The sequence below is a fragment of the Pantoea sp. AN62 genome (assembly GCF_050432985.1).
Taxonomy (GTDB): domain Bacteria; phylum Pseudomonadota; class Gammaproteobacteria; order Enterobacterales; family Enterobacteriaceae; genus Pantoea; species Pantoea brenneri.
In genome coordinates, this window is record NZ_JBNPYB010000007.1 from 143,741 (window position 1) to 169,702 (window position 25,962).

The window sequence follows — 25,962 nt, forward strand, 5'->3', positions numbered from 1 at the left end:
GGCATCATGTCTGTTGTTGATCCCGCCAGCGTAACCGCTGCACCCAAGCCGATGACCCCGTTTCAGGAATTCTGGCACTATTTTAAACGCAACAAAGGCGCCGTGGTGGGCCTGGCGTACATCATCATTATGTTGCTGGTGGCGGTGTTCGCCGATCTGCTGGCGCCCCATGCGCCGGCGGAACAGTTCCGTGATGCGCTGCTGCATCCGCCGGTCTGGCAGGAAGGCGGAAACTGGAGCTACATCCTCGGTACCGATGATGTTGGCCGTGATGTGCTGTCGCGTCTGATGTACGGCGCGCGTCTGTCGCTGCTGGTCGGCTGCCTGGTGGTAGTGCTGTCGCTGATTTTCGGGGTGATCTTCGGTCTGCTGGCCGGTTACCTCGGCGGCGTGGTGGATGCCACCATTATGCGCCTGGTCGATATCATGCTGGCGCTGCCGAGCCTGCTGCTGGCGCTGGTGCTGGTGGCTATTTTCGGTCCCTCAATCGTTAACGCCTCTATCGCCCTGACGTTTGTCGCGCTGCCGCACTACATTCGTCTGACCCGTGCCGCGGTACTGGTGGAGGTGAACCGCGACTACGTGACCGCCTCCAGCGTCGCCGGGGCCGGTATGCTGCGTCAGATGTTCGTTAATATTCTGCCTAACTGTCTTGCACCGTTGATCGTGCAGGCGTCGTTAGGTTTCTCCAACGCCATTCTCGATATGGCGGCGTTGGGCTTTCTCGGTATGGGTGCGCAACCGCCAACGCCGGAGTGGGGCACCATGCTCTCCGACGTATTGCAGTATGCGCAAAGTGCCTGGTGGGTGGTGACGTTCCCTGGATTAGTCATTCTGCTTACCGTGCTGGCATTTAACCTGATGGGCGATGGTTTGCGTGATGCACTCGACCCGAAACTCAAGCAGTAAAGAGGCACCGAGATGGCGTTATTAAATGTAGACAAACTGTCGGTGCATTTCGGCGACGAAAAGGCACCGTTCCGGGCGGTTGACCGCATCAGTTATCAGGTGGAGCAGGGCCAGGTAGTCGGCATTGTCGGCGAGTCAGGCTCCGGTAAGTCGGTCAGCTCGCTGGCGATCATGGGGCTGATCGATTTCCCTGGCAAAGTGATGGCGGAAAAGCTGGAGTTTAACCAGCGCGACCTGAAACGCATCTCCGAAAGAGAGCGCCGCCAGCTGGTGGGCGCGGAAGTGGCGATGATTTTCCAGGACCCGATGACCAGCCTCAACCCTTGTTACACCGTGGGTTTCCAGATCATGGAAGCGATCAAAGTGCATCAGGGCGGCAACAAACGTACCCGGCGTCAGCGGGCAATCGACCTGCTGAATCAGGTGGGCATTCCCGATCCGGCGTCGCGACTGGATGTTTATCCGCACCAGCTGTCGGGCGGGATGAGCCAGCGTGTCATGATCGCCATGGCGATAGCCTGCCGTCCGAAGCTGCTGATTGCCGATGAGCCAACCACCGCGCTCGACGTGACTATCCAGGCGCAGATCATCGAACTGCTGCTGGAGTTACAGCAGCAGGATAACATGGCGCTGATCCTGATTACCCACGATCTGGCGCTGGTGGCCGAAGCGGCGCACCACATTATTGTGATGTATGCCGGTCAGGTGGTGGAGAGCGGCAAAGCGACCGATATCTTTAAGGCACCGCGTCATCCTTACACCCAGGCGCTGCTGCGTGCCTTGCCGGAGTTCGCTGCCGATAAAGCCCGTCTGGCCTCGCTGCCGGGCGTGGTACCGGGCAAATACGATCGCCCGGTTGGCTGCCTGCTCAACCCACGCTGTCCTTATGCCACTGACCATTGTCGTAAGGAAGAACCGGAACTGCGCACCATTCCAGGCCGCCAGTCCAAGTGTCACTATCCGCTGGACGATGCCGGGAGACCGACTTATGAGTCATGAAACAACCAAGCATGAGTATTTGTTACAGGCGATCGATCTGAAAAAGCACTACCCGGTGAAGAAAGGGTTGTTTGGTCAGGAACGTCTGGTGAAAGCGCTGGATGGCGTGTCGTTTAATCTGGAGCGCGGCAAAACGCTGGCGGTAGTCGGCGAGTCAGGATGTGGAAAATCCACCCTTGGCCGCCTGCTGACGATGATTGAAACCCCGACCGAAGGCCAGCTTTACTGGCATGGACAGGATCTGCTGAAGCACGATCCGCAGGCGCAGAAACTGCGTCGTCAGAAAATCCAGATCGTCTTTCAGAACCCCTACGGCTCTCTGAATCCGCGTAAGAAAGTGAGTCAGATTCTGGAAGAGCCGCTGGTCATCAATACCACGCTGACCAAAGCCGAGCGCCGCGAGAAAACGCTGGAGATGATGGCCAAAGTGGGCCTGAAGACCGAGCATTACGACCGCTATCCCCACATGTTCTCCGGGGGACAGCGCCAGCGTATTGCGATTGCCCGCGGCCTGATGCTCGATCCGGACGTGCTGATTGCCGATGAGCCGGTTTCGGCGCTCGACGTCTCGGTGCGCGCCCAGGTGCTGAACCTGATGATGGATCTGCAGCAGGATATGGGACTTTCCTACGTCTTTATCTCGCACGATTTGTCGGTGGTAGAGCACATTGCGGATGAAGTGATGGTGATGTACCTCGGACGCTGCGTTGAGAAGGGCAGCAAAGAGGCGATTTTTGCTAATCCGCGCCATCCGTATACCCAGGCTCTGCTGTCGGCCACGCCGCGTCTGAATCCGGACGACCGCCGTGAGCGGATTAAGCTGACCGGCGAGCTGCCGAGTCCGCTCAGTCCGCCACCGGGTTGCGCCTTCAACGCACGCTGCCGCCGGCGCTTTGGCACCTGCGTTCAGCTGCAACCGAAGCTGAAAAGCTACGGTGGTCAGCAGATCGCCTGCTTCGCCGTCGACCAGGATGAAAATCAGCCGGTCGGCGCGGCAGAAAAAGTCGGTTAAAGATAAGAAGGCTCCTGCGGGGGCCTTTTTTACTGACGCGTCCCGCTCAGCCCACATCCGGGTGTCGCTTACCCTCCTCTGCTGTCTTTTTTCATTATCCTGATTAATCAATGGGTTCAGCCGCGGATATTTGCAGCAAAAAACCGGTAAATATCCTCAATCTCTGCCGGGGATTAAATCCAGGCAGATGCGCGCAAAGCCATCGGGCAAATTTAGTCAGTGCCAGGGATTAATCTCATCTTATCCCGGCTGGCTGGGCCAGCCGTTCCATGAGTACACCTCAGTCGCTGAATGTTGAAACCCTGCTAATCAATTTAACTTAACAACTACTTATTAATTTCAGGGCAAAAGCAGTCGCTGTCACCCTTTTTCGGCGCTTATCGAATCTTTCTGATTAAACTATTTTATTGAATTCGCTGTTTTTGTAATCAGATTTTTCTCACTGAGTTTAAGCGGATGTGCTATATTCCAGGAAAATTCCCCCCTTGTTGCAGGCCATAGTCAATGAAGAATTACGACGATTTGCAGCGTTTTAAAGAGAAGACGCAAACGCTCGACATCGCCTTTAAAGATATGTCTGGCCAGACGCAGGAAGCGGCGGAACACAGTAAATGGTCATTGATTCGTCAGCTGGCGAGCGATGCCCAGCAGAATGCCCTTGGCGGCGGTCAGCGTATCGATTTGCCCCAACCTCAGCCGCTGCGCGGCGATGAATTCAGCGCGCCGGCTCCGGCCTCTCAGCCGCGCCAGCCGACGCTCAGTGCACAACCGGCAGCGGCAGCTCGCGGCTCGATACTGGACAGTCTGGCGGGCAGTGCTGCCGCAGCGAAAGTGACCGCTGAAGCTGGATCTTCATCGCTGTTCCCGCCGCCTTCGCTAAAACCGGCAGAGCCGGTGGCAACGCTGCGTCCTGCTGCTGTTCAGCCCGCTGCGGTGGCAAACCCACCGACGGACCTCACCCCGCCTGCGTCGGCGAACCGCGCCGAACCGGGACGTTTTGGTGCATTGTTCCGCTCACGCGACAGCGAACCGGTTAACCTGCCAAAAGAGACCTTATTGAAACCGTTACTGGAGAAGATTGCGCTATGCCGTTAGTTTGTGTGTGCTCGCCGAAAGGGGGAGTAGGGAAAACCACGTTGGCGGCGAACCTGGCCTGGAGTCTGGCGCGTTCCGGTAGCAAAGTTCTGGCAATTGATTTTGATGTGCAGAATGCTCTGCGTCTGCATTTTGGCGTTCCGCTTCATGACGGGCGCGGATTTGTGGCCCGTTCGGAAGAGCAGGCGGACTGGAGTCAGTCGATTCTGACCACCGGCGGCAATATCTTCGTGCTGCCCTATGGCGACGTGACCGAGCCCCAGCGTGAGCGCTTTGAAGAACAGCTGATGAAAGATCCGCACTTTATTCAGCGCGGACTCGACACGGTGCTTAATTATCCCGGCCTGGTCATTGTGGCTGATTTTCCGCCGGGTCCGGGTCCGGCCCTTAAAGCAATGACGGCGCTGGCCGATATGCATTTAGTGGTGATGTTAGCGGATACCGCCTCGGTCTCTTTATTACCGCAGATTGAGGAGAACCGGATGACCGGTAAACCTCTCAACAATAAACAGGGTCACTATTTCGTCCTGAACCAGTGCGACAACCGCCGCAATATTAACCGTGACGTGACGGCATTTATGCAACAGCGGCTGGGCGATAATTTACTCGGCGTGGTTCACCGCGACGAAAGTGTGGGTGAAGCAAATGCTTCCCAGCAGTCTGTGTATGATTTTAGTCCCGCGTCTGCGGCGGCCTTTGATATTGAACTGATTGCCAAACGTGTCAGCAGCATTCTGAATATCACCGTCGGCAACGGCGAAGTTCAGGCTCCCATCCGTACTAACCAATATTAATCACCTGATGTGAACAGGTGATTGAATTTACACAGCTCTTCTCAGGGTGAATCATGAGTAAAATCGGGTTTTACCTGCTGCTGCTGGTGCTTGCGCCCGTTGCCGCGGTGATCATCATTACGCCAATGGACAGCCAGAAACAGTATATTTTTGGCCTGATCAGCATCGGTTTGATGTTTTTATTGGGTTTCAGCAAAAGCCGCAAAATAACCGTGATGATGGTGATTCTGTCGGCGTTGATGTCCACCCGTTATATCTGGTGGCGCACGACAGAAACCCTGCATTTTAATTCCGAAGTCGAAGCGATTTTAGGGATTGGCTTATATCTGGCTGAACTTTATGTCTGGCTGATCTTAATTCTCGGCTTTCTGCAAACCACCTGGCCATTAAAGCGCACCATCGAACCGTTACCGGATGATACCGATCTGTGGCCGACGGTTGATATTTACGTGCCTTCTTATAATGAGAGCCTCGATGTGGTGCGCGATACCGTGCTGGCTGCGCAGTGTATCGACTATCCGCGTGACAAACTGAAAGTCTATTTGCTGGATGACGGCAAGCGCAGTGAGTTCGCCCGCTTCGCCGCCGATGTGGGCGTAGGCTACATCACCCGTGACGATAACAATCACGCCAAAGCCGGCAACCTCAATCATGCAATGAAGATCACCAAAGGTGAGCTGATTTGCATTTTTGACTGCGACCACGTCGCGACGCGTACCTTCCTGCAGGCGACGGTAGGCCCGTTCCTGAAAGATCCGAAGCTGGCGCTGCTGCAAACGCCACACTACTTCTACTCACCCGATCCGTTTGAGCGTAACCTGCGCGCCGCGCGCAGCATTCCCAATGAAGGTTCACTGTTTTACGGCCCGGTACAGCAGGGCAATGACAACTGGAATGCCACTTTCTTCTGCGGCTCCTGTGCGGTGATCCGCCGTTCAGCGCTGGAGCAGATTGGCGGTTTTGCGGTAGAAACCGTGACCGAAGATGCGCATACCGCGCTGAAAATGCAGCGCCTTGGCTGGGGATCGGCGTTTCTGTCCATTCCGCTGGCGGCCGGTCTGGCGACCGAGCGTCTCGGTCTGCACATCATTCAGCGTACCCGCTGGGCGCGCGGTATGACGCAGATTTTCCGGGTGGATAATCCGCTGTTGGGTCGCGGCCTGAAGTGGCAGCAGCGCCTGTGTTATCTCAACGCCATGCTGCACTTCCAGTTTGGTCTGCCGCGCGTAGCCTTTCTCACCGCGCCGCTGGCTTACCTGCTGTTTAATCTGAATATTATTCACTCCTCCGCGTCGCTGATCTTTGCGTACGTGCTGCCGCATCTGGTGATGTCGCTGTACGTCAACTCGCGGATGAATGGCCGTTTCCGCTACACCTTCTGGGGTGAGATTTATGAGACGGTGATGTGTTTCCACCTGGTGATCCCGACCATCCTGACGCTGCTGTCGCCGAAGCACGGCAAATTCAACGTGACCGATAAAGGCGGGGTGCTGGATCAGGGCTTCTTCGATTTCCATATCGTGCGTCCGCACGTCATTGTGGCGCTGCTGCTGGGTATCGGCATTGTGGCGGGCGTGGTGCGAGCGGTGATGCACGATTACTTTGGCGTCGATCCTTACGTTATTGCGCTGAACGTCGGCTGGGCCATCTTCAGCCTGATCATTCTGATGGCGGCGATTGCCGTGGCGCGCGAAACCAAACAGGTGCGTAAAACCATCCGTATTGAGGTGCAGATTCCGGCGATCATTCACTACGCCAGCGGTATCTCGTCACGCACCCTGACCAGCGATCTCTCTATGGGCGGCGCGCAGCTGGATGCGCCAGATAACCGTCATGAATTCGATGAGATTGAAGAGATCGATCTGCTGCTTAAATCGGGCGCGATCACCATTCCGGTCAGTAAGATTTCTGGCGATGCGGAAACCATCCGTCTGCGTTTTGAGGCGATGCCTCTGGCGCGCCGCCGTGAGCTGGTGCGGGTGGTGCTGGCACGCGCCGATGCCTGGATTCAGCCGGAGTATAAGCAGGATAACCCGCTGATCTCGCTGGGAACCATTATTCGTACCGTCTTTGAGCTGTTCTGGCTGACCTGGAAAGGACGCCACGATAAACGTAAAAATGTCGACCCGGTTGCCGCGGCGGCGAAAGAGGATGGCGCAGTATGAAAACCCTGACCCAAACGCTGCTGGTCAGTTCACTGACCGCGGCGCTGTGGCTGACGCCAGCCTGGGCCGAAACGCCATCTGCTGATGACACCAGCAACCCCGCGCCGGTCAACAGCGCGGCACCGACCGTGCAGCCCACTGCGCAAGCGACGCCATCAGCCCAGCCTGCGGCTGGCGAGGCGTCATCGGGCGTCCAGCCTGAGTCAGCACCGGCACAGAGTGCGCCGGCGGCTACCTCTGCCGCGTCCGCGCCGACTGGGGACGCGGTGACGCAGGACAGCGGTGCGCTCTCCACCGTGCCACTGCCGCAAGGGCTGAACAATGGTGATCCGGCGCTGGAAGCGGCCGCCAGTGCGCTGCCCTACGCGCCAGGTCAGGCCGTAACGCCGGTGGCCGCCCCCCCGGTAGTGGAACCACAGCCGGTCATCAGCGCCGCCATTAACCAGCCGATCAGCAGCACTATTTCTGTGGCGCAGATGGGCCAGGCGCGCGGCATCACGCTGACCGGCGGCCAGTTACAGTCTGGCATTACTTTTACGCTGCCCTCGGATGAGGTGGTGACTAATGCGCGTCTCAACCTGACGCTGCGCGTCTCGCAGGCGCTGGCGGCGCGCAACACTTCGCTGCAGCTGATGCTGAACGGCCAGCCGCTCGGCACGCTGCCGCTCGGCGCCAGCGACAGTGATACCAGCGATTATCAGCTGGATATTCCGGCGGCGATGGTGGTCTCCAGCAATAACCTCAGCTTCAAAATTAATGATGCCGACAAGTTACTGTGCGAGCGTGCAAGCGCCGAGCAGTATCAGGTCACCATCATGCCGACAACCACGCTGAGCCTTGAGGGCCAGCAGCTGAACATCGGCACCAGCCTGCGCAACTTCCCGCGGCCGTTCCTCGATCCACAACGTATGACCGCCGCCACTGTCACCTTCGGATTCGCCAGTAATGTCGCACCGGATGCCGTGAGCGCGGCGACGCTGGTGGCGTCCTGGCTCGGCATTCAGAGCGATTATCGCGGTATTCGCTTCCCGGTGATGCGGGGTGAATTGCCGGAGCACAACGGCATTCTGTTTGGTCACCCCGGCGATCGCATCGGTACGCTGACCTTTCCAGCCAGCAACGGGCCGATGCTGCAGGTAGTCGATAACCCGAATAACCCGGTGTATAAATTGCTGCTGGTGAGCGGTAATGACGATGCCGAGCTGCGTCAGGCGGCAAACCGTCTGACCACGCAGCCGCTGACCACTGACGACAGCCAGCTGCTGGTAAAACCGCAAACGCTCGGCAATCGCAAACCCTATGATGCGCCGCGCTGGATCAATACCGATCGCCCGGTGCGTCTCAGTGAACTGCTGCGTAAAGACCAGAGCCTGACCAGCAGCGGTATCTGGCACGATGCGCTGCGCGTTAACTTCCGTGCCGCGCCCGATCTGTTCCTGTGGGATGGCGATACCGTGCCGGTCAATCTGCACTATCGCTTCCCGTCTGAAAGCTGGATCGATGAAGAGAATTCGTTTCTTAACGTGATGCTGAACGGGACCTTCCTGCGCAACCTGACCGTGAATAAGGTCGGACTGCTGGAAAATGTCTGGCACCGTTTAGGGGGCGATGCGCGACAGGAACAATATCAGCTCAACCTCGAACCCTATCTGATTTATGGCGATAACCAGCTGGCGCTCTACTTCAACATCAAACCGCGGGCGGATGCGCCCTGTGGCGTGCTGCTGAATAACAACATTAAGAGCCGGATTGAAGAGGATTCGTGGATCGATCTCAGCCACACCCGCCACTTCAGCATGCTGCCGAACCTCTCTTATTTTGTCGGTGCCTCGTTCCCGTTCTCTCGCCTGGCGGATTTTGGCCAGACTACGCTGCTGTTGCCGGAAAAACCCAGCAATGCCGAACTGTCGACGCTGCTGGATCTGGCGGCGCGTGCCGGTAACGCTACCGGTGTAGCTCTGACGTAGAATCAGGTGCTGTTTGGTCTGCCGCAGGGCGGCACTAATCTGGCACGGCTGCAGCAGAACGATCTGCTGACGGTCAGCACCACCGGCAACAGCGATTTCAATCGGGCGTTACTGGCCTCTTCACCTTATGACGCCAGCAGCAGCACCTTCGGTGTGAAAGAGTCCGATACGCTGGAGAAACTGCGCGGCTGGCTGAGCGGTGACTGGAGTCGTCAACAGCTGGATGCCGATCGGTACTTCTCTTCTAACGAAGCGTGGCGCGGCTTCCTGAGCTATCGCTCGCCGTGGAATCGCGATCGGCTGGTGGTGGTCACGGTGGCGACCAGTGACGATCAGCTGTTGCGGCTCCACAACGATCTGAGTTCGGCACGTATCAATGCCGCGATTCGTGGCGATACCGCAATCATCACCGATGAAAATGGCATTCGCAGTTTCCGTGTTGGCGCGCAGTTCCCGGTCGGGGAAATGCCCTGGTACATGATGGTGGTGTGGTACGCCAATCAGCATTCGGTATTCCTTGCGCTGGCGGCGTTGCTGCTTTCTGCGCTGGTGGGCAGTGCGGTCTGGGTGATGCTGAAGCGTCATGCGTGGCGGCGTCTGAATCCGAAGCAGGATAGTCATTCCGGCAAGAAGTAAGGATAACAAGAATGAAAAAAAATCTGATAAGTGCCGGTGTTCATCATGCGTTATTGCTGGGCGGCCTGCTGGCGTTTTCACCGTCGCTGCTGGCGGCTGAAAGCGCCAATCCGGCGTTGCAGGCGCTGTTCGATCAGGCGGCTTACTGGCATCAGAAAGCGCATGACGATCTGGCGAAATCCTCGCTGCAGAAGGTGTTGATGGTGGAGCCCAACAACCCGCAGGCGCTCTATTTACTGGCGCTTTATGCGCAGCAGGGCGGTGATAATGCCGCCGCAGCGCAGTACCGCCAGCGTCTGAGCAAAGTATCACCCAACGATCCACACCTGAGCGAGCTGGACAATGCCCGTCAGCTACAGACGATTCCGCAGGCGCAGCTGTCACTGGCGCGTCAGCAGGCGCGCAGCGGCAACATTGCTGCCGCTCTGCAGACCTGGCGTAATACCTTTAGCGGCAATGAGCCGCCAGCCAGCGTTGCTGCTGAATATTATCTGACGATGGCCGGTGACCGTACTCTGCTGCCACAGGCGGTAGAGGCGTTGCGGCAGTTTGCCGCGCAGCACCCGCAGGATACCGGCGCGCAGCTGGCGCTGGGTAAAGCGCTGACGTATCAGGAGTCGACCCGTCGCGAAGGGATTGAGGTGCTGTCCGCGCTGGCGAGTGGGAATCAGGAGGCCGACCGCTCGCTGCGGCAGGCGCTGCTGTGGCTCGGTCCGCAGCCCACCGATGCCGCGTTGTATCAGACCTGGCAACAGCGTCATCCACAGGATGCCGCGGTAATCGACTATTACCGTAAAAACGTCGGGGGCGCTGAGAAAGGTGCCGGTTTCAGTGCGCTCAACAGCGGTGACGTGGGCGGTGCGCAGACCAGCTTCGAAAAAGTGCTGAGCGCCAATCCGCAGGACGCCGATGCGCTGGCGGGTATGGGCTATGTCGCTCAGCGCGCCGGTCGTTATCAGGAAGCCGCAGACTATCTGCAACGCGCCGCGCAGCTGGGAGGCGATCAGGGGTCGGCCCGTCAGCAGCAGGCCGACGATGCCCGTTTTTATGCGCAGCTGGCCAATGCGCAGCAGGCGCTGAAAAGCGGCAACAGTGCACAGGCGCTGGCATTAAGCGAACCGCTGGCGCAGGCTGAAGGCGAGAAAGGCATTGCTGCCCGCCTGTTCCGCGCTGACGTGCAGCGGCGCAGTAACCAGCTCGATCAGGCGGAGCAGACCTACCGATCTGTTCTGCAGAGCGATGCCAATAACCGCAGCGCCAAAGAGGGGTTGTTCTACGTGCTGCGTCAGCAGAATCGCAGTGCTGAAGCCAATACCCTGCTGGGCTCGCTGCCAGCCAGCGTTCGTCAGAGCGTGACGCCGCAGGCAAACGGTGCCGATACGCTGCGTCAGCAGGCGAAGCGTCAGCTGGCCGCCGGCAACAACGCAGCGGCCATCGCGACGTTGCAGCAGGGAGTCCAGCGTTATCCAGCCGATGGCTGGCTGCGGCTTGATCTGGCCCGTCTCTACCGACAGCAGGGTGAACCTTTACAGGCCGCTAATGTAATGCAGCCGGTGATGCGCAGCGGTGCCAGCAACAGTGAACTTTATGCTGGCGCACTCAACGCCAGCGAAAGCGGTGGCTGGCAGCAGGCCAGCGTGCTGCTATCGCGCATTCCGCCGTCTGCCCAAACGCGAGAGATGCGCGCTCTGGCGCAGCGGGTCAATTTTAATCTGCAGATGAGCACCGCTGACCAGTATCTGTCTCAGGGTGCCAATGCCGCCGCCGCTAACACCCTGAAAGCGTTAGCGGTGAACCCGCCCGCCAACCCGGCTGATGCCGGTAATCTGGCGCAGAAGCTGGCGCAGGCTGGCGATCTCACCACCGCCGTTTCGGTGGTGCGCACCAATATGCAGCGCGATGTACAGGGTAATGCCGGTGATTACGCAGCGCAGATGGCGGTCCTGAACCAGGCCGGGCTGAGCGCCGAAGCGCAGCGCTTCCTCAGCAGCCCGGAACTGCAGGCGCGCAGCACGCCGACGCAGCTGGCGGCGATACGTAACGGGTATCTGATTAATGAAGTTGACCGCCTGCGGCAGCAGCGGCAGTACGCAGCGGCCTACGATAAGTTGATCGGTGCGTTACAGCAGGATCCACAGAATCGCGATTTGATGTTCGCCATGGCGCGTCTCTATCAGGACGGTAAGATGAACCGGGACGCGGGCGTGGTATACGACTACCTGATGACGCAGGACACGCCGACTCAGGATGCGCGCGTCGGGGCGATTAACGTCGCGCTGGCGCAGAACAATGTGCAGCGCGCCAACACGCTGACGCGCGGCCTGAACACCGCCACCCAGACGCCGGATCGCCTGCTGCTGCTGGCGCGGGTGGCGGAAGCGAATGGCGAGCATAGCGAAGCGATGCGCTATCTGCGTTCGGCACGCGGACAGCTGATTGGCCTGCAGGGCGCGCAGCCGGGCAGTATGCCGACCGTGGGCGGGCTGGCGCTGGCGGATAATCCGTTTATCAATCGCAACACGTCGCCGGTCGGGCGTTCAGCTTCCCGCTACGGCACCGTGCTGCCCTGGCAGGTTGCGCCTGCCACCACGTCTGCCCGCTCTGAGCAGCCAGAAGGCGATGCGACGGTATCTGCCTCATCGCAGACCCTGCGTCAGATTGACAGCATGATGGATTCGCTGCAGGAAAAAACGGCCAGCTGGAGTCAGGGAATGGTGCAGGTGCGCGGTCGTGATGGCGAATCGGGACTGAGCAAGCTGACCGAAGCCAAAGCGCCGCTGACCTTCTCTACCGTACCGTTTGGTGAGTCGCGCTTTGACTTCACCATGACGCCGGTGTCGCTGACGGCCGGCAGCGCCGCGGGCGATGCATGGCGACGTTTTGGCACCAACGCCTTAACCCAGGGCCAGGTGGTCGCCGCAGGCGGGGCAACCCTGAATGACGTGCCGAACGCCACAACCGATTCACAAACCGCCTCGGGCGTGGAGCTGAATCTGGCGCTGAAGGGCGACAGTTACAAAGTCGATCTCGGCAGTACGCCGCTGGGTCAGGATCTCAGTACGCTGGTGGGTGGGGTGCAGTGGTCGCCGAAGCTTACCGACTTCCTGACGCTGATCCTGACTGGCGAACGTCGCGCCATCACCGACAGTCTGCTGTCATATGTTGGCGCAGAGGACAAGACCAGCGGCAAGCGATGGGGTCGCGTCACCAAAAACGGCGGCAATGCCTTACTGAGTTATGACAATGGCGATGCCGGTTTCTACGCTGGCGCGGGCGCTTACAGCTACCTCGGCGAGAATGTCGCCAGTAACAACAATCTGCAGGCGACCGCCGGCGCTTATGTGCGTCCTTACCATGCCGACGACCGGGAGCTGAAACTGGGGATGAGCCTGTCGTGGATGGACTTCTCGAAAAACCTCAGCTATTTCAGTTATGGCCAGGGCGGCTACTTCAGTCCGCAAAACTACGCTTCCGTGTCATTCCCGATCGACTTCTCACGTCAGTATGACGATCTGAAGGTGAAGCTGGGCGGCTCGGTCGGCTATCAGTCCTACAGTCAGGACAAGAGTGCTTACTTCCCGGACGATGCCAGCCTGCAGTCACAGCTGGAAGCGCTGGCTGCCGACGGTAGCGTGAAAAGCGCGTACTACTCCGGCGGCAGTAAAAACGGTATCGGTTATAACCTGCACGCGGGAGCCGATTACAAACTCAATAAAGAGGTGACGATTGGCGGTCAGCTGGGTTACGACACCTTTGGTGATTACAACGAAAGCAGCGCGCAGCTTTATGTCCGTTATCTGTTTGGAGATAAATAATGAATGAGCATTCTGGCGTGTCGCATCCGCATCCACCCGGCTGGTTTGATCTGGTCAGCGTACTGATTGAGGGCATGGTCGCCAACGGCGGCCAGCAGCAGGCCGAAGCATTCCTCTACAACATGGGCGAATCGCTGGCGACCCGCTATCCGTTGTCTGAAGCACGCACGGTGCAGGATCTGGAGCGGGAAATGAATCTGCAACTGGCGCGTTTTAACTGGGGATTTGTGCAGCTGCAGCCGGAAGAGAAGGCGCTGTTGATCAGCCATCACGCCTTACCGGCAGGTGATAATATCCATACGGCTGCTGACTGGCAGGCGGCGTTTGGCGCAGTCGCGGCGGGGCTGTTCTCGGGCTGGCTGCAGGCCCAGGGCGGCAGCAGTGCGGTGCCGGTAACGCCTGAACTGAATGATGGCAGTACGCTGTATTATCGATATCAATAGGACGGGTGAATGAACGTTAAGCCACAGTGGCTGGGATGGATCTGCTGTATCTGGCTGTTACTCGGCAGCGCGCAAGCCGCAGCCAGCGGCTGGGACAGTTTTAAAAGTCGCTTTGTCACGTCAGAAGGGCGGGTCATCGACACCGCGAATAACAATGTCAGCCATACCGAAGGGCAGGGCTACGGCATGCTGCTGGCGGTGGCGAATGACGATCGCGTCACCTTTGATCGGCTATGGCAGTGGACGCGCAGCCAGTTAGGGAATCCACAGACCGATCTGTTTTACTGGCGCTATACGCCAGGCACGGCAAACCCGGTTGCGGATAAAAATAACGCCGCTGATGGCGATGTGCTGCTGGCCTGGGCGTTACAGCGCGCCGCGCAGAAATGGCAGGTGGAGAGTTATCAGCAGGCGTCTGATCGTATTCAGCGGGCGATTATTAAGCTGGATGTGGTGACCTTTGGCGGCCATACCGTGCTGTTGCCTGGCGCACAGGGCTTCAATAAAAGCAGCTACGTGGTGCTGAACCCCTCTTACTTCCTGTTCCAGGCGTGGCGGGAGTTCGGTGAACACAGCCATCTGCAGGTGTGGAATCAACTGATTGACGATGGTTTTGAGCTGCTCGGTAAACTGCATTTCGGTAACAGTGGTCTGCCGCTGGATTGGGTGGCGCTGAATGCCGACGGTTCGGTTGCCCCGGCCATCGGCTATTCCAGCCGCTTCAGCTACGATGCGATTCGCGTGCCGCTCAATATCTGGTGGTACGATCCGCACAGCCTGGCGCTGGTGCCGTTCCAGCAGGTCTGGCAGGGCTATAGCCGGATGATGACGCCGGCCTGGTTTGATGTCCTGGCCAATACTCCCGCGCCCTACCATCTTGAAGGCGGTCTGCTGGCGGTGCGCGACCTGACGCTGAATGAGACCGGCTATCTGAGCGACCGGCTGGCAGCGGATCAGAACTATTTTTCGGCCAGCCTGCAACTGCTGACCTGGATGGCGTTTCAGGAAAAACGGTAACGCGACTGCTATTGCCTGCCCGATAAGTGCGGAAAAAATCGCCCTTATCGGGTAGAGAATCCGAATCTCTCCGCTGTGGCGCTATTGCCAACAAAAAAAACCAACGTTGGGATATACTTGCCGGACATTTTCCTGTCTGATATCTGAGCTTTTTTATAGTCGGGAGAGAATTTTTGCGGGTAAGCCGGTCACTTACGATAAAGCAGATGGCGACGGTTTCGCTGGTTGCGGTTATCACCATCAGTATCTTTATCGTCATCCAACTGTTTCATTTTGTGCAGCAGCGCAGGATTGACTACGCCCAGCAGATGGAGAATATCGCGCATACCGTCCGGCAGCCGCTGTCAGAAGCGGTGCTGAGAGCGGACATTCCGCAGGCCGAACGCATTCTCCACTCGCTGAAACCCGCCGGGATTTTATCGCGTGCCGACGTGGTGCTGCCCAACGCGTTCCAGGCGCTGCATGCTGACTTCGAAAATGAGAAGCCGGTGCCGCGACTGGTGGCACGCCTGTTTGAGTTGCCGGTGCAGATTACCCTGCCGCTCTACTCGGTTGAAAACACCGGGCTGCCTAAACCGCTGGCCTATCTGGTGCTGCAGGCCAACTCGACGCGGGTCTACCAGTTTATCCTCAGTACGCTGTCGACCATGATCACCACCTATCTGCTGCTGGCGCTGATTCTGTCGGTGGCGATCAGCTGGTGCATTAACCGGCTGGTGGTCCATCCGCTGCGTAATATCTCGCGTGAACTGCAGGAGCTGCCGCCGCAGTCGATTCTGACCCACAAACTGACGCTGCCGCCGAGCCACCGTGACGATGAGATCGGCATGCTGATCCGCAGTTACAACCGTAATCAGCAGGTGCTCGAGTCAGTGCATGATGAGATGAGCCGGCTGACCACCCATTTTGACGTCACCGATCTGCCCAACCGGGCGCTGTTTCTGGCGCTGGTCGAGCAGTACATGTGCAATCCTGACCAGCCACTCGGCCTGATGGTGATCCGCATTGAGACCCTGCAGGAAGCCAATGGCGTGTTGAGTGATGAGCAGCGCGACACCCTGATGCTGACGCTGGTCGAGAAAATCCGCAGTACCCTGGATGACCACACCCTGCTGGCGCAAACCGGTCCCAGCGACTTCGTGCTGTTGATGAAGCGCGCCAGTAATCCATTCCGCGCGCTGCGGCTGGCGCGTAATCTGATGATTCGCCTCAACCAGCCGGTTAATCTGCATCAGCTGCAGCTGCGACCGAACGCCAGCATCGGCCTGGCGCTGCGCGACGATCAACCGCTGAGTGCCAATGAGCTGCTGGATCGCGCCACTTCCGCCATGATGTCGGCGCGCCATCAGGGTAAGAACCAGATTCTGTTCTTCGATGCGGCCTTAACCGAGCGGGCGCAAAAACGCCTGACCCAGGAGCACGACATTTTGCAGGGGCTGCATGACGATCAGTTTGCCCTCTACCTGCAACCACAGATTGATATGCGCACCGGCGAACTGGCTGGGGCGGAAGCGCTACTGCGAATGCGTCAGCCGGACGGCAGTTTCGGTCTGACCGAGGAGTTTATCGCCAGCGCTGAAGAGATTGGGGTAATTAGCGCGATTGGCCGCTGGGTGTTTGAAGAGGCGTGCCGCATTCTGGCCGGCTGGCAGCGACAGGGCATTATGCTGCCGCTGAGCGTGAATATCTCTGCGGTCCAGCTGCGTGATAGCGCGATGGTGAGCCATCTGCAGGCGCTGCTGAAGCGCCATCAGATTGCGCCAGGCACCTTCGTGCTGGAAGTGACGGAAACTGCCCATATCGGGGATACCGGCCAGGCCATCTCGCTGCTGCGGACCTTGCAGCAGACCGGCGTGGCGGTCGCGCTGGATGACTTCGGCATGGGCTACTCCAACCTGAACTCTCTGCATCAGCTCAAAGCGTTGCCGGTCAATAAGCTGAAGATGGATCGCAGCTTCGTCGCGGCGCTGCCGGATGATGACACCATGGTGCGCATCGTGGCGGCAATAGCCGAGATCATCCATCTGGATGTGGTTGCTGAAGGCGTCGAAACCGCCGAGCAGCGCGACTGGCTGCTGGCGCGCGGCATCCATATCGGGCAAGGGTATCTTTATGCTGAAGCCTTGCCGCTGGCGCGCTTCAATCAGGCATGGATTGAAAACCGCTCACTGCCGGAATAATTACCTGATTCATTGATTTTGCGAGAATTTTAGTTACAAAACCCTATGCTGAAGCGTTTCAGTTCAGAATTACGTCTGTATCATTTCCCCCTGCTTTGTAAGCCTGTATTAATCACGTAAACAGAGTGTTATTTTCGGGTTACTGTCAGGCGCCGCCCGTGTTGCCCGTCAGTCACAATAACGAATCCGACAACATCACCTCACGGCGTTAGTGGACACCTGTTTATGAAAACCTCACTTTTTAAAAGCCTTTATTTCCAGGTGCTGATGGCGATTGGCATCGGCGTTTTGATAGGCCATTTTTATCCGGAATTAGGGACCCAGATGAAGCCGTTGGGAGATGGCTTCGTTAAGTTGATCAAGATGATTATCGCCCCGGTTATTTTCTGTACCGTGGTGACCGGCATTGCCGGTATGGAGAGCATGAAGGCGGTTGGCCGCACCGGCGCGGTGGCGCTGCTCTATTTTGAAATTGTCAGTACTATTGCGCTGATCATCGGTCTGGTGGTGGTCAATGTGGTGCAGCCGGGAGCCGGAATGAACGTCGACCCGGCCACGCTGGATGCCAAAGCGGTGGCGGTTTACGCGCAGCAGGCGGAGCAGCAGGGAGTCGTTGCGTTCCTGCTGGATGTGATCCCTAACAGCGTCATCGGCGCCTTCGCCAGCGGCAACATTCTGCAGGTACTGCTGTTCGCCATTCTGTTTGGTTTCGCGCTGCATCGCCTCGGTAATACCGGCACGTTGATTTTCAACGTGATTGAGAGCTTCTCGAACGTGATCTTCGGGATTATCAACATGATCATGCGTCTGGCTCCGATCGGCGCATTCGGCGCGATGGCGTTCACCATCGGTAAGTATGGCGTTGGCTCGCTGGTGCAGCTCGGCCAGCTGATTATCTGCTTCTATATCACCTGTATCCTGTTCGTGGTGGTGGTGCTGGGACTGATTGCGCGGCTGTTTGCCGGTTTCAGCATCTTCAAATTTATTGCTTACATCAAAGAAGAGCTGTTAATCGTGCTGGGGACCTCCTCTTCGGAGTCGGCGCTGCCGCGTATGCTGGATAAGATGGAGCGACTGGGCTGCAAGAAATCGGTGGTGGGCCTGGTGATACCGACCGGCTACTCCTTCAACCTGGATGGCACGTCGATCTACCTGACCATGGCGGCGGTGTTTATCGCCCAGGCCACTAACGCGCACATGGACATCTTCCATCAGATCACGCTGCTGGTGGTGCTGTTGCTCTCGTCGAAAGGGGCCGCCGGGGTGACCGGTAGCGGATTCATCGTGCTGGCGGCGACACTTTCAGCGGTCGGCCATCTGCCGGTAGCCGGTCTGGCGCTGATCCTGGGTATCGACCGCTTTATGTCCGAAGCCCGTGCGCTCACCAACCTGGTGGGTAACGGCGTGGCGACCGTGGTGGTGGCGAAGTGGGTCGACCAGCTGGATCAAAAACAGCTGAAAGAGACGCTGGCCGGTGGGAATAAGGCGAAAAAAGCAGCTGATCCCACACTTTAATCATTGATTTGCACTTAAATCCCGACAAATGCCCGCTGTCACTTGCCCTGACAGCGGGCATTTGGATAATAAACTCTACTTGTTTTTTTTGACGTTTTTCACTTCGTTGCGCGACATCCTGAGCTTCCTGTGGTCAAACACTCTGTTATTGGATAACAGCGCGATTCGGCGCCAGCCGATTCGCTAATAACAGCGGCAAAACGTGCCAGCGATAACGATATTTGAATTATTTGAGTAGGGGTTCACATGCAGGGCACCAGAATTCGGCTTTTGGTTGGTGGATTAGTGCTGGCAGCGACCAGCTATGGTCTCCAGGCAGAAACGCTGCAACCGGATCCGGCCTGGCAGGAAGGCAAGCTGGATAACGGATTTAACTGGCAGTTACTGGCCACACCGCAACGTCCCAGTGACCGCATCGAACTGCGCATGGTGGTGAATACTGGCTCGCTGGTCGAAAGTGCGCAACAGGCGGGCTTCAGCCATTTGCTGCCACGTCTGGCGATGGTGCATAACACCGCGCTCGACACCAACCAGCAGCGCGCTTTGTGGCAACAGGCCATGGATCCCCAGCACCCGCTGCCACCTGTCATCGCCTCTTATGATTTCACCCAATACAACCTCAGCCTGCCGAACAATCGCCCTGAACTGCTGAAAGAAGCGCTGAGCTGGCTGGCGGCTACCGCCGGCAATATGGCGATTACCGAGCAGGTGGTGAATACCGCGCTGACCGCGTCCGATCCGGTTGCGACCTGGCCGAAAGATACCCAGGATGTCTGGTGGCGTTATCGGCTGAAAGGCTCGGCCCTGCTGGCGCACGATCCCGCGGCACAACCGCGCGCGCCGGTCGATTTAACCCAGCTGAATGATTTTTACCGTCAGTGGTATACGCCTGACGCGATGACGCTGTATGTGGTAGGTAATGTTGATAGCCGTAGCCTCTCCGAGCAGATCAATAAAGCGTTTTCGCCGTTAACCGGCAAACGTGAAACGCCTGCGCCGCTGCCGACTTTATCACCGCTGCCGCATGAGCCGGTGAATCTGGTCAACGGCAAAATGACTCAGGATCGTCTGTCGCTGGTGTGGGATACGCCGTGGCAACCGATCCGTGATTCCCAGAACCTGCAACGTTACTGGCAAGGCGATCTGGCGCGTGAAGCGCTGTTCTGGCACGTCCAGCGTGCGCTAAGCGACAGCAAAGCGCAGGGCGTACAGGTTGGTTTTGACTGTCGTGTGCTCTATCAGCGTGCGCAATGCTCCATCAACCTGGATGCGCGCAATGAATCGCTGGCGCAGAACATGACGCTGGTGGCGCGCGAACTGGCGACGGTGCGTGATAAAGGCTTACCGCAGGAGGAGTTTGATGCGCTGATGGCGCAGAAACTGCTGGAGCTGAACAAGCTGTTCACCACCTACGCCCGCACCGATACCGATGTGCTGATGAGCCAGCGTCTGCGTTCACAGCAGAACTCGGTGGTGGATATCGCCCCGGAGCAGTATCAGAAACTGCGGCAGACGTTCCTCGCCGGTCTGACCCGCGAGCAGCTGAATCAGGAACTGCGTCAGCAGCTTAGCCAGGAACTGATGATGGTGCTGATTCAGCCGGAAGGGGAAGCCGAAACCAACGTGAAAAGCCTGCAGAGCAGCTGGGAGAAGGTGATGGCGCCGCCTGCGGCACCGGCGGCCGGCAACGATGCCAGCCAGCCGGATAACAGCGTCAGCGACATTCAGCCGCCCGCCGCGTAATTCCTCAGGTTTTTGCCCTGAGCCACTCGGTCACCAGCATCGGCCAGCTGGCAAGGGGCAAATCTGCCACGCCACGGATACCGAATCCGTGGCCACCCTTCTGATAGAAATGCACCTCTGCCGGGACGTTGTGCTCCCGTAATGCGCCGAAAAACGCCATGCTGTGGTTCACCGACACCGATTCGTCGTCGGCGGCGTGAATCAGCAGGGTTGGCGGCACCAGCGGGTGAACCCGGGTTTCCAGTGAATAGGCCTCAATCGTTTTTTGATCGGGCCATGCGCCGAGCAATCGGGTACGTGAACCTTCATGAGCAATGCCGTCACGCATGCTGATCACCGGGTAGACCAGCACCATCGCATCGGGACGCGGCGAGAAGTTTTCTGCGCCATCCTGTACCGGATAGAGCTTTTCGGCAAAGCGGGTACCCAGGCTGGCGGCGACGTGTCCGCCGGCTGAAAAGCCCATCATCACGATGTATTTGCCGTTCAGGCCGCGCTGCGCACGTTCACGCAACACCCGTACTGCCCGCTGCGCATCGGCCAGCGGCGCGTCCGGCCCCTCATGATGGCCATCATAAGGCAGCCGATAGGTCATTACCGCCAGGGTGTAGCCCATCGAGGTAAAGAAAGTGGCGAGCGCGCTCCCTTCACGATCGATCATCACGCGATGATAGCCACCGCCCGGCGCGACCAGCAGGGTAATACCGTTCGACTCCACCGGATGCCAGATCGCCATTTCCGGGCAACGTACGCCGGTGGCGGCGCGATCGTAAGGCTCATACTGTTTGGCCATATCGATAATTTGCGGCTGCGCGCGCGAATCGCTGGCGCCTGGCGCATCACCGTGCGGCCAGATATTAATAATTTCTGTGTGCATAACATGTCCTGATGCGAGGGATGTTTTAATTGTTTTGTTCGCGGCCGGAGAGCACAGCGTCCTGCTGTTGTTGATTAAAAGATGGTCTTTTTTCAGCCGGACGTCCATCCGAAAACGGTAAAAATGACCAGATTCGGACTATGCCTGGTGGCGATTTTTTTCCAGTAAGCGGCTAATTTTAAACAAGAATTTATAAGTCGTTCTGGAGGCGTTAAGGCGGCAGGATAGGCGATTAATGACGATTTATCCGCTTAAGGTAAATGTCCGGTATAGCCCGCTTTGTTAGCCGGAATTTACCGGATATTTCGCTGCGGGCTGTTAAGAGGCAATAATGGGTCGGGCAGGCTACGGGCGGTACTGATACGCCCTCGCCGGAGCCGTTTAGTCGGGCATCGCCTCAGCGGGAATAATTGCGCCACGATGCTGAATCACGGTGCTGGCGGTGAGATGGCCCCGCTGCGCAGCGGCTTCGGCTGAAGCGCCGGTCAGGCGGCGGGCCAGATAACCGGCACTGAACGAGTCGCCGGCGGCCGTGGTATCAATCACCTTCTCCTTCGCCAGACGCACCGCCGGGACATCCGTCAGGGGGGCATCACCCACGGCGACCAGGCACGATTCTGCGCCGCGTTTAATCACAATTTCACTGGCTCCCGCCTGGCGAGTGCGGGCAATCACCGCCTCCAGCGGCTGTTCGCCCCACAGCAGATGCTCATCATCCAGCGTCAGAAAAGCGATATCGGTGCGGTTAAGCATGGCGCGGTAAGCCGCCTGCGCACTGGCCTGATCCGCCCATAAGCGCGGACGATAGTTATTATCAAAAATCACCTTACCGCCATTGGCCCGACAGCGGTCCAGCAACTGCATCAGCTTATCGCGGCTGGCCGGGGCCAGAATCGCCAGGCTGATGCCGCTCAGGTAGAGATAGTCGTAGTGCGCCAGCTGCTGACAGATCGCCTCTGACTGAGGGCTGTCGAGCCAGTAACGGGCTGCGGCATCGCTGCGCCAGTACCAGAAGGTGCGCTCGCCTTCAGCATCGGTTTCAATCACATACAGGCCGGGCATCTTGTTGTCGAGGCGCTGGATCAGATCGGTATTGACCTTCTCCTGCTGCCAGGCGGCGATCATCTGATCGCTGAAGGAGTCGACGCCGAGTGCAGTAACGTAATCGACCCGAAGCTGATCCTGATTCACCTGGCGAGCGAGGTAGACCGCAGTATTCAGCGTATCGCCGCCAAAGCCGCGTTTAATGTTCTCACCCTTTTCGGACAGCTCAATCATGCATTCACCAATAATGGCAATTTTTTTCTGCGTCATGGTTTTAGACCTGTAGTGAAATATCGCCTTAGTCTCGCGTCTGGTATGGCAGACGTCAATGCTTTTAAAACGGTGTTTTAATTTAACTTAAGGTGACGAATAGCGGCGATCGCGCTGATAAAGAGGGCTATTTTCGGCTTGTTTTGGCGATAGTGTCCCGCTAAAGGTTGTTAAACTCCCCGCTTTGATGTGGCCGGACATTTCATCAAGCGATCACAGGCATGGTCGATAATCGCCGCTGAGTCGCCAATTTTGAGCGCTCATTACCAACCAGGAAAACATCATGGTGATGGAGAGTATTAGTCAATGGCTACCTTCTTCAACTGACCTCAACTCCCAACCGGAAACGCCGCATTTCTGGCACCAATGCCAACGATTTTATCGCTTCCAGCCGATTTATCAGGTGACGGGGCGGTTGCTGGCAATCGAGTTGCTGACGGCCATTAGCCATCCGTCTGCACCGGAAGAAACCCTGTCGCCGGAAGCCTATTTTGCCGGGCTTGAGATTGCGCAGCGACTGCATGTGGTACAGGAACAACTCGAACTGTTAACGCAGTGGGCTGCTTTCTTTGAGCAGAATGCGGTGGTCGCCTCGGTCAACATTGATGGGCCGTCGCTGTTATCTATTCAGCATCATCCGGCCATCCGCAGCCTGATTGTTCGCCTGCCCTGGGTTCGCTTTGAACTGACAGAACACCATGTCCTGCCACAGGAAGAGATGATCGCTCAGATGCCGGAGCTCGGGCCGCTGTGGCTGGATGACTTTGGCTCTGGCATGGCCAATTTTTCGGCGCTGACCGAACTGAGATATGACTACATCAAACTGTCGCGCGAGCTGTTTATCCTGCTGCGCAATTCCGATGAAGGACGCAGCCTGTTTTCGATGCTGCTGGCGCTAATCAACCGCTACTGTAACGGGGTGATCGTCGAAGGAGTAGAAACCGACGATGAGTGGCAGCAGGTCAGAAGTTCGCCCGCTATTGCCGCGCAGGGCTATTTCTTTTCGCGTCCGCTCCCATTTTCTGAGTTGAATCATCTCACTATCCAGCTTCCCTGATCCCGTTGCCCACGGTCTCGACTATCTTTAACGGAGACCGTGAAAGTGCAAGGAGAAAGCGCAATGTCGCGTACCGGGAAAATAGTCAGTTGGGTTGCAGGAATTCTGTTGTTGTTAATCGTGATCATCATCGTGGTGATCGCCACCTTTGACTGGAACCGACTGAAACCCACCATCAATAAGAAAGTCACGACCGAACTCAATCGTCCGTTTGCGATACGCGGCGATCTGGGCGTCGACTGGGCGCGCAATCCGCAAGAGCAGGGCTGGCGGCGCTGGGTGCCATGGCCGCAGGTGCATGCGGAAGATATCATGCTGGGCAATCCGCCCGATATTCCTGACCTGACCATGGTGCATCTGCAGCGGGTCGATGCCACGCTGGCTCCGCTGGCGTTACTGCATAAAGAGCTGTTCATCCCGTGGATTAAATTGCAGCGGCCCGATGCGCGGCTGGTTCAGACCGCGGATAAGAAAAATAACTGGACCTTCAATCTCGCCAACAGCGACAGCAACGATCAGCAGGCGGCACCTTCGGCCTGGTCATTCCGCCTCGATAACATCCTGTTCGATCAGGGCCAGATTCGCTATCGCGACGCGATTAACCACGCCGATGTAACGGTACAGGTTAATCCGTTAGGTAAACCGGTGCCGTATGGTCAGATCGCTGGCGGTGACGATAAGCAGCAGGGCGCAGGCGACTTTGTCTTCGGCTGGCAGGCGCGCGGAACCTATAACGACGAGAAACTGAACGGTGAAGGCAAGATTGGCGGAATGCTGTCGCTGCGCAGCCAGACGACGCCGTTCCCGGTGCAGGCCGATATCCGCAACGGCACCACGCGCGTGCAGGTGACCGGCGGGGTGAAAGACCCAATGAATCTCGGCGGGCTGGATGTGCGTCTGCGCTTCTCTGGCGACACGCTGGCGAATCTGTATGGGCTGACCGGCGTGCTGTTGCCTGACACGCCGCCGTACGAAACCGATGGCCACCTGATCGCGAAATTCAGCGACGATAAGGGCGCGATCTACCACTATCAGAAATTTAACGGCCATATTGGCGACAGTGATATTCATGGTTCGCTGACCTACAGCCAGGGCAAACCGCGCCCCCGGCTGAGCGGTGAGCTGACCTCAGACCAACTGCGGATGGCCGATCTGGGGCCGCTGATTGGGGTCGATTCCGGTAAAGGCAGCGACAAAACCGCACAGGCAAAATCGCGGCGGGGTGAGAAATCGAGCCAGCCAGCCGATCGGATATTGCCACACGATCGGTTCGACACTAAAAACTGGGACGTGATGGATGCCGACGTTAAGTTCAGCGGGAAACGCATTGAACACAGCAATTCGCTGCCGCTGAGCGATCTTTATACCCATCTGCAGCTGAAGGATGGCGATCTGCTGCTTGATCCCCTGCGTTTTGGTATGGCGGGCGGCACCCTCAACAGCACTATCCGGCTGGAAGGCGATCGCACGCCGATGCGCGGCCGGGCTGACATTCATGCGCGTAAACTGCGCCTGCGTCAGCTGTTCCCGAATGTTCAGGCGATGCAAAACAGTCTCGGCCAGCTAAACGGCGATGCCAGCTTCACCGGCACCGGTAACTCGGTAGCCGATCTGCTGGCGACCAGTAACGGTCAGCTGAAGCTGCTGATGAACGACGGCGTGATCAGCCGTAGCCTGATGGAGATTGCCGGACTGAACGTCGGCAACTACGTGGTGGGCAAGCTATTTGGCGACGATCAGGTACGGATTAACTGCGCCGCTACCGATATCAAACTGCAAAACGGTCTGGCGACGCCAAACCTGTTTGTGTTTGATACCGAAAATGCGGTGATTAACGTCACCGGTAACGCCAATTTTGCCACTGAGCGGATGGATCTTTCGGTCAATCCGGAGAGTAAAGGGGTGCGTATCATCACGCTGCGTTCACCGCTCTATGTGCGCGGCACCTTTAAAAATCCGGATGCCGGCGTGAAAGCCGGTCCGCTGCTGGCCCGTGGCGCAGCAGCGGTGGCGCTGGGTACCGTTGTCGGCCCGGCTGCGGCATTGCTGGCACTGATTTCGCCGAGTGATAACGACGATAACCAGTGCAGCACCGTATTGCAGCAGATGAAGCAGCAGAAGTAATCAGCTGCGATAGAGAACTTTGATAATGTGATAACCAAAGCCGGTCTTTACCGGCCCGTAAGGCGTTAACAGCGGGCAGGTAAAGACCGCTTTATCAAAGGCTGGCACCATCTGCCCCTGACGAAATTCCCCCAAATCACCGCCATTGCGGCCGGAAGGACAGGTTGAGTGCTTCTTTGCCAGCTGCTGAAAATTGCCACCCTTAGCCAGTTTCGCCAGAATCTCTTTTGCCAGCGCTTCCTCTTTCACCAGGATGTGTAAAGCCGCCGCGGTTTTCGCCATGTTGCTATCTCGGTTGTG

General features: G+C 57.7%; 17 protein-coding genes and 1 pseudogene. 15 read left to right on the forward strand and 3 right to left on the reverse strand.

The window, feature by feature from the left end; all coding sequences use genetic code 11:
- Positions 1-6: 6 nt before the first annotated feature.
- The 13 genes and pseudogenes from dppC to FHW04_RS10475 all read left to right on the forward strand — a co-directional run bounded on the left by dppC (position 7) and on the right by FHW04_RS10475 (position 20,290).
- The gene (gene dppC, locus FHW04_RS10415; RefSeq protein WP_031377816.1) at positions 7-909 is read left to right on the forward strand and encodes a dipeptide ABC transporter permease DppC; all 903 of its coding nucleotides are present in this window, start codon (positions 7-9) and stop codon (positions 907-909) included.
- Between the two features lie 12 nt (positions 910-921).
- The gene (gene dppD, locus FHW04_RS10420; RefSeq protein WP_089561605.1) at positions 922-1,908 is read left to right on the forward strand and encodes a dipeptide ABC transporter ATP-binding protein; all 987 of its coding nucleotides are present in this window, start codon (positions 922-924) and stop codon (positions 1,906-1,908) included.
- Positions 1,898-2,920, forward strand: coding sequence for a dipeptide ABC transporter ATP-binding subunit DppF (dppF, locus tag FHW04_RS10425; RefSeq protein WP_069728620.1), 1,023 nt, complete (start codon positions 1,898-1,900; stop codon positions 2,918-2,920). The genes dppD and dppF overlap by 11 nt, the downstream gene beginning before the upstream one ends.
- A 504-nt stretch (positions 2,921-3,424) precedes the next feature.
- Positions 3,425-4,015, forward strand: a complete 591-nt coding sequence (gene bcsO, locus FHW04_RS10430; protein ID WP_069728619.1) for a cellulose biosynthesis protein BcsO — start codon at positions 3,425-3,427, stop codon at positions 4,013-4,015.
- Positions 4,006-4,809, forward strand: a complete 804-nt coding sequence (gene bcsQ, locus FHW04_RS10435; RefSeq protein ID WP_031377812.1) for a cellulose biosynthesis protein BcsQ — start codon at positions 4,006-4,008, stop codon at positions 4,807-4,809. Before bcsO ends, bcsQ begins: the two co-directional genes overlap by 10 nt.
- Positions 4,810-4,862: 53 nt before the next feature.
- Positions 4,863-6,974: a UDP-forming cellulose synthase catalytic subunit gene (gene bcsA / locus FHW04_RS10440; protein WP_069728618.1), complete on the forward strand. Its 2,112-nt coding sequence runs from the start codon at positions 4,863-4,865 to the stop codon at positions 6,972-6,974.
- A pseudogene (gene bcsB, locus FHW04_RS10445) lies at positions 6,971-9,577 on the forward strand (cellulose biosynthesis cyclic di-GMP-binding regulatory protein BcsB). The gene bcsA and the pseudogene bcsB overlap by 4 nt, the downstream one beginning before the upstream one ends.
- Positions 9,578-9,588: 11 nt before the next feature.
- Positions 9,589-13,392 carry a cellulose biosynthesis protein BcsC gene (locus FHW04_RS10450; RefSeq protein WP_179420082.1) on the forward strand — a complete coding sequence of 1,268 codons (3,804 nt, stop codon included), beginning with the start codon at positions 9,589-9,591 and terminating at the stop codon, positions 13,390-13,392.
- Positions 13,392-13,835 (forward strand): cellulose biosynthesis protein BcsD, encoded by a 444-nt coding sequence (bcsD, locus tag FHW04_RS10455; RefSeq protein WP_031375073.1) that lies wholly within the window; start codon positions 13,392-13,394, stop codon positions 13,833-13,835. Before FHW04_RS10450 ends, bcsD begins: the two co-directional genes overlap by 1 nt.
- Positions 13,836-13,844: 9 nt before the next feature.
- Positions 13,845-14,852: a glycosyl hydrolase family 8 gene (locus tag FHW04_RS10460; RefSeq protein ID WP_089561603.1), complete on the forward strand. Its 1,008-nt coding sequence runs from the start codon at positions 13,845-13,847 to the stop codon at positions 14,850-14,852.
- 173 nt (positions 14,853-15,025) lie between these two features.
- Positions 15,026-17,032, forward strand: a complete 2,007-nt coding sequence (gene hmsP, locus FHW04_RS10465) for a biofilm formation regulator HmsP (protein WP_089561602.1) — start codon at positions 15,026-15,028, stop codon at positions 17,030-17,032.
- 225 nt (positions 17,033-17,257) lie between these two features.
- Positions 17,258-18,547, forward strand: coding sequence for a dicarboxylate/amino acid:cation symporter (locus tag FHW04_RS10470; RefSeq protein ID WP_031375070.1), 1,290 nt, complete (start codon positions 17,258-17,260; stop codon positions 18,545-18,547).
- A gap of 246 nt (positions 18,548-18,793) precedes the next feature.
- On the forward strand, positions 18,794-20,290 hold the full coding sequence (locus tag FHW04_RS10475; protein WP_089561601.1) for a M16 family metallopeptidase: 1,497 nt from the start codon (positions 18,794-18,796) through the stop codon (positions 20,288-20,290).
- A 4-nt stretch (positions 20,291-20,294) separates the two neighbouring features.
- Here FHW04_RS10475 and FHW04_RS10480 read toward each other — a convergent pair whose 3' ends face one another.
- Positions 20,295-21,167: an alpha/beta hydrolase gene (locus FHW04_RS10480; RefSeq protein ID WP_031375068.1), complete on the reverse strand. Its 873-nt coding sequence runs from the start codon at positions 21,165-21,167 to the stop codon at positions 20,295-20,297.
- Between the two features lie 381 nt (positions 21,168-21,548).
- Positions 21,549-22,481 (reverse strand): sugar kinase, encoded by a 933-nt coding sequence (locus FHW04_RS10485; RefSeq protein ID WP_031375067.1) that lies wholly within the window; start codon positions 22,479-22,481, stop codon positions 21,549-21,551.
- Between the two features lie 283 nt (positions 22,482-22,764).
- Between FHW04_RS10485 and pdeH the strand changes: the two genes are divergently transcribed.
- On the forward strand, positions 22,765-23,538 hold the full coding sequence (pdeH, locus tag FHW04_RS10490; protein ID WP_069728613.1) for a cyclic-guanylate-specific phosphodiesterase: 774 nt from the start codon (positions 22,765-22,767) through the stop codon (positions 23,536-23,538).
- Between the two features lie 63 nt (positions 23,539-23,601).
- Complete coding sequence (locus FHW04_RS10495) at positions 23,602-25,662, forward strand: AsmA family protein (RefSeq protein ID WP_089561600.1); 2,061 nt, start codon at positions 23,602-23,604, stop codon at positions 25,660-25,662.
- On the opposite strand, the gene ppiC is transcribed toward FHW04_RS10495, so the two are convergent.
- Positions 25,663-25,944, reverse strand: a complete 282-nt coding sequence (ppiC, locus tag FHW04_RS10500; protein WP_031375064.1) for a peptidylprolyl isomerase PpiC — start codon at positions 25,942-25,944, stop codon at positions 25,663-25,665. It lies immediately after the preceding gene.
- Between the last annotated feature and the right edge of the window lie 18 nt (positions 25,945-25,962).

Excerpts from the sequence above, each read along its gene's own strand:
- bcsD (WP_031375073.1), top strand. The coding sequence starts at position 13,392 with ATGAATGAGCATTCTGGCGTGTCGCATCCGCATCCACCCGGCTGGTTT.
- dppC (WP_031377816.1), top strand. The coding sequence starts at position 7 with ATGTCTGTTGTTGATCCCGCCAGCGTAACCGCTGCACCCAAGCCGATG.
- bcsQ (WP_031377812.1), top strand. The coding sequence starts at position 4,006 with ATGCCGTTAGTTTGTGTGTGCTCGCCGAAAGGGGGAGTAGGGAAAACC.
- FHW04_RS10485 (WP_031375067.1), bottom strand. The coding sequence starts at position 22,481 with ATGACGCAGAAAAAAATTGCCATTATTGGTGAATGCATGATTGAGCTG.
- dppF (WP_069728620.1), top strand. The coding sequence starts at position 1,898 with ATGAGTCATGAAACAACCAAGCATGAGTATTTGTTACAGGCGATCGAT.
- bcsA (WP_069728618.1), top strand. The coding sequence starts at position 4,863 with ATGAGTAAAATCGGGTTTTACCTGCTGCTGCTGGTGCTTGCGCCCGTT.
- FHW04_RS10450 (WP_179420082.1), top strand. The coding sequence starts at position 9,589 with ATGAAAAAAAATCTGATAAGTGCCGGTGTTCATCATGCGTTATTGCTG.
- bcsO (WP_069728619.1), top strand. The coding sequence starts at position 3,425 with ATGAAGAATTACGACGATTTGCAGCGTTTTAAAGAGAAGACGCAAACG.
- FHW04_RS10475 (WP_089561601.1), top strand. The coding sequence starts at position 18,794 with ATGCAGGGCACCAGAATTCGGCTTTTGGTTGGTGGATTAGTGCTGGCA.
- FHW04_RS10470 (WP_031375070.1), top strand. The coding sequence starts at position 17,258 with ATGAAAACCTCACTTTTTAAAAGCCTTTATTTCCAGGTGCTGATGGCG.
- FHW04_RS10495 (WP_089561600.1), top strand. The coding sequence starts at position 23,602 with ATGTCGCGTACCGGGAAAATAGTCAGTTGGGTTGCAGGAATTCTGTTG.
- ppiC (WP_031375064.1), bottom strand. The coding sequence starts at position 25,944 with ATGGCGAAAACCGCGGCGGCTTTACACATCCTGGTGAAAGAGGAAGCG.
- dppD (WP_089561605.1), top strand. The coding sequence starts at position 922 with ATGGCGTTATTAAATGTAGACAAACTGTCGGTGCATTTCGGCGACGAA.
- FHW04_RS10460 (WP_089561603.1), top strand. The coding sequence starts at position 13,845 with ATGAACGTTAAGCCACAGTGGCTGGGATGGATCTGCTGTATCTGGCTG.
- FHW04_RS10480 (WP_031375068.1), bottom strand. The coding sequence starts at position 21,167 with ATGCACACAGAAATTATTAATATCTGGCCGCACGGTGATGCGCCAGGC.
- pdeH (WP_069728613.1), top strand. The coding sequence starts at position 22,765 with ATGGTGATGGAGAGTATTAGTCAATGGCTACCTTCTTCAACTGACCTC.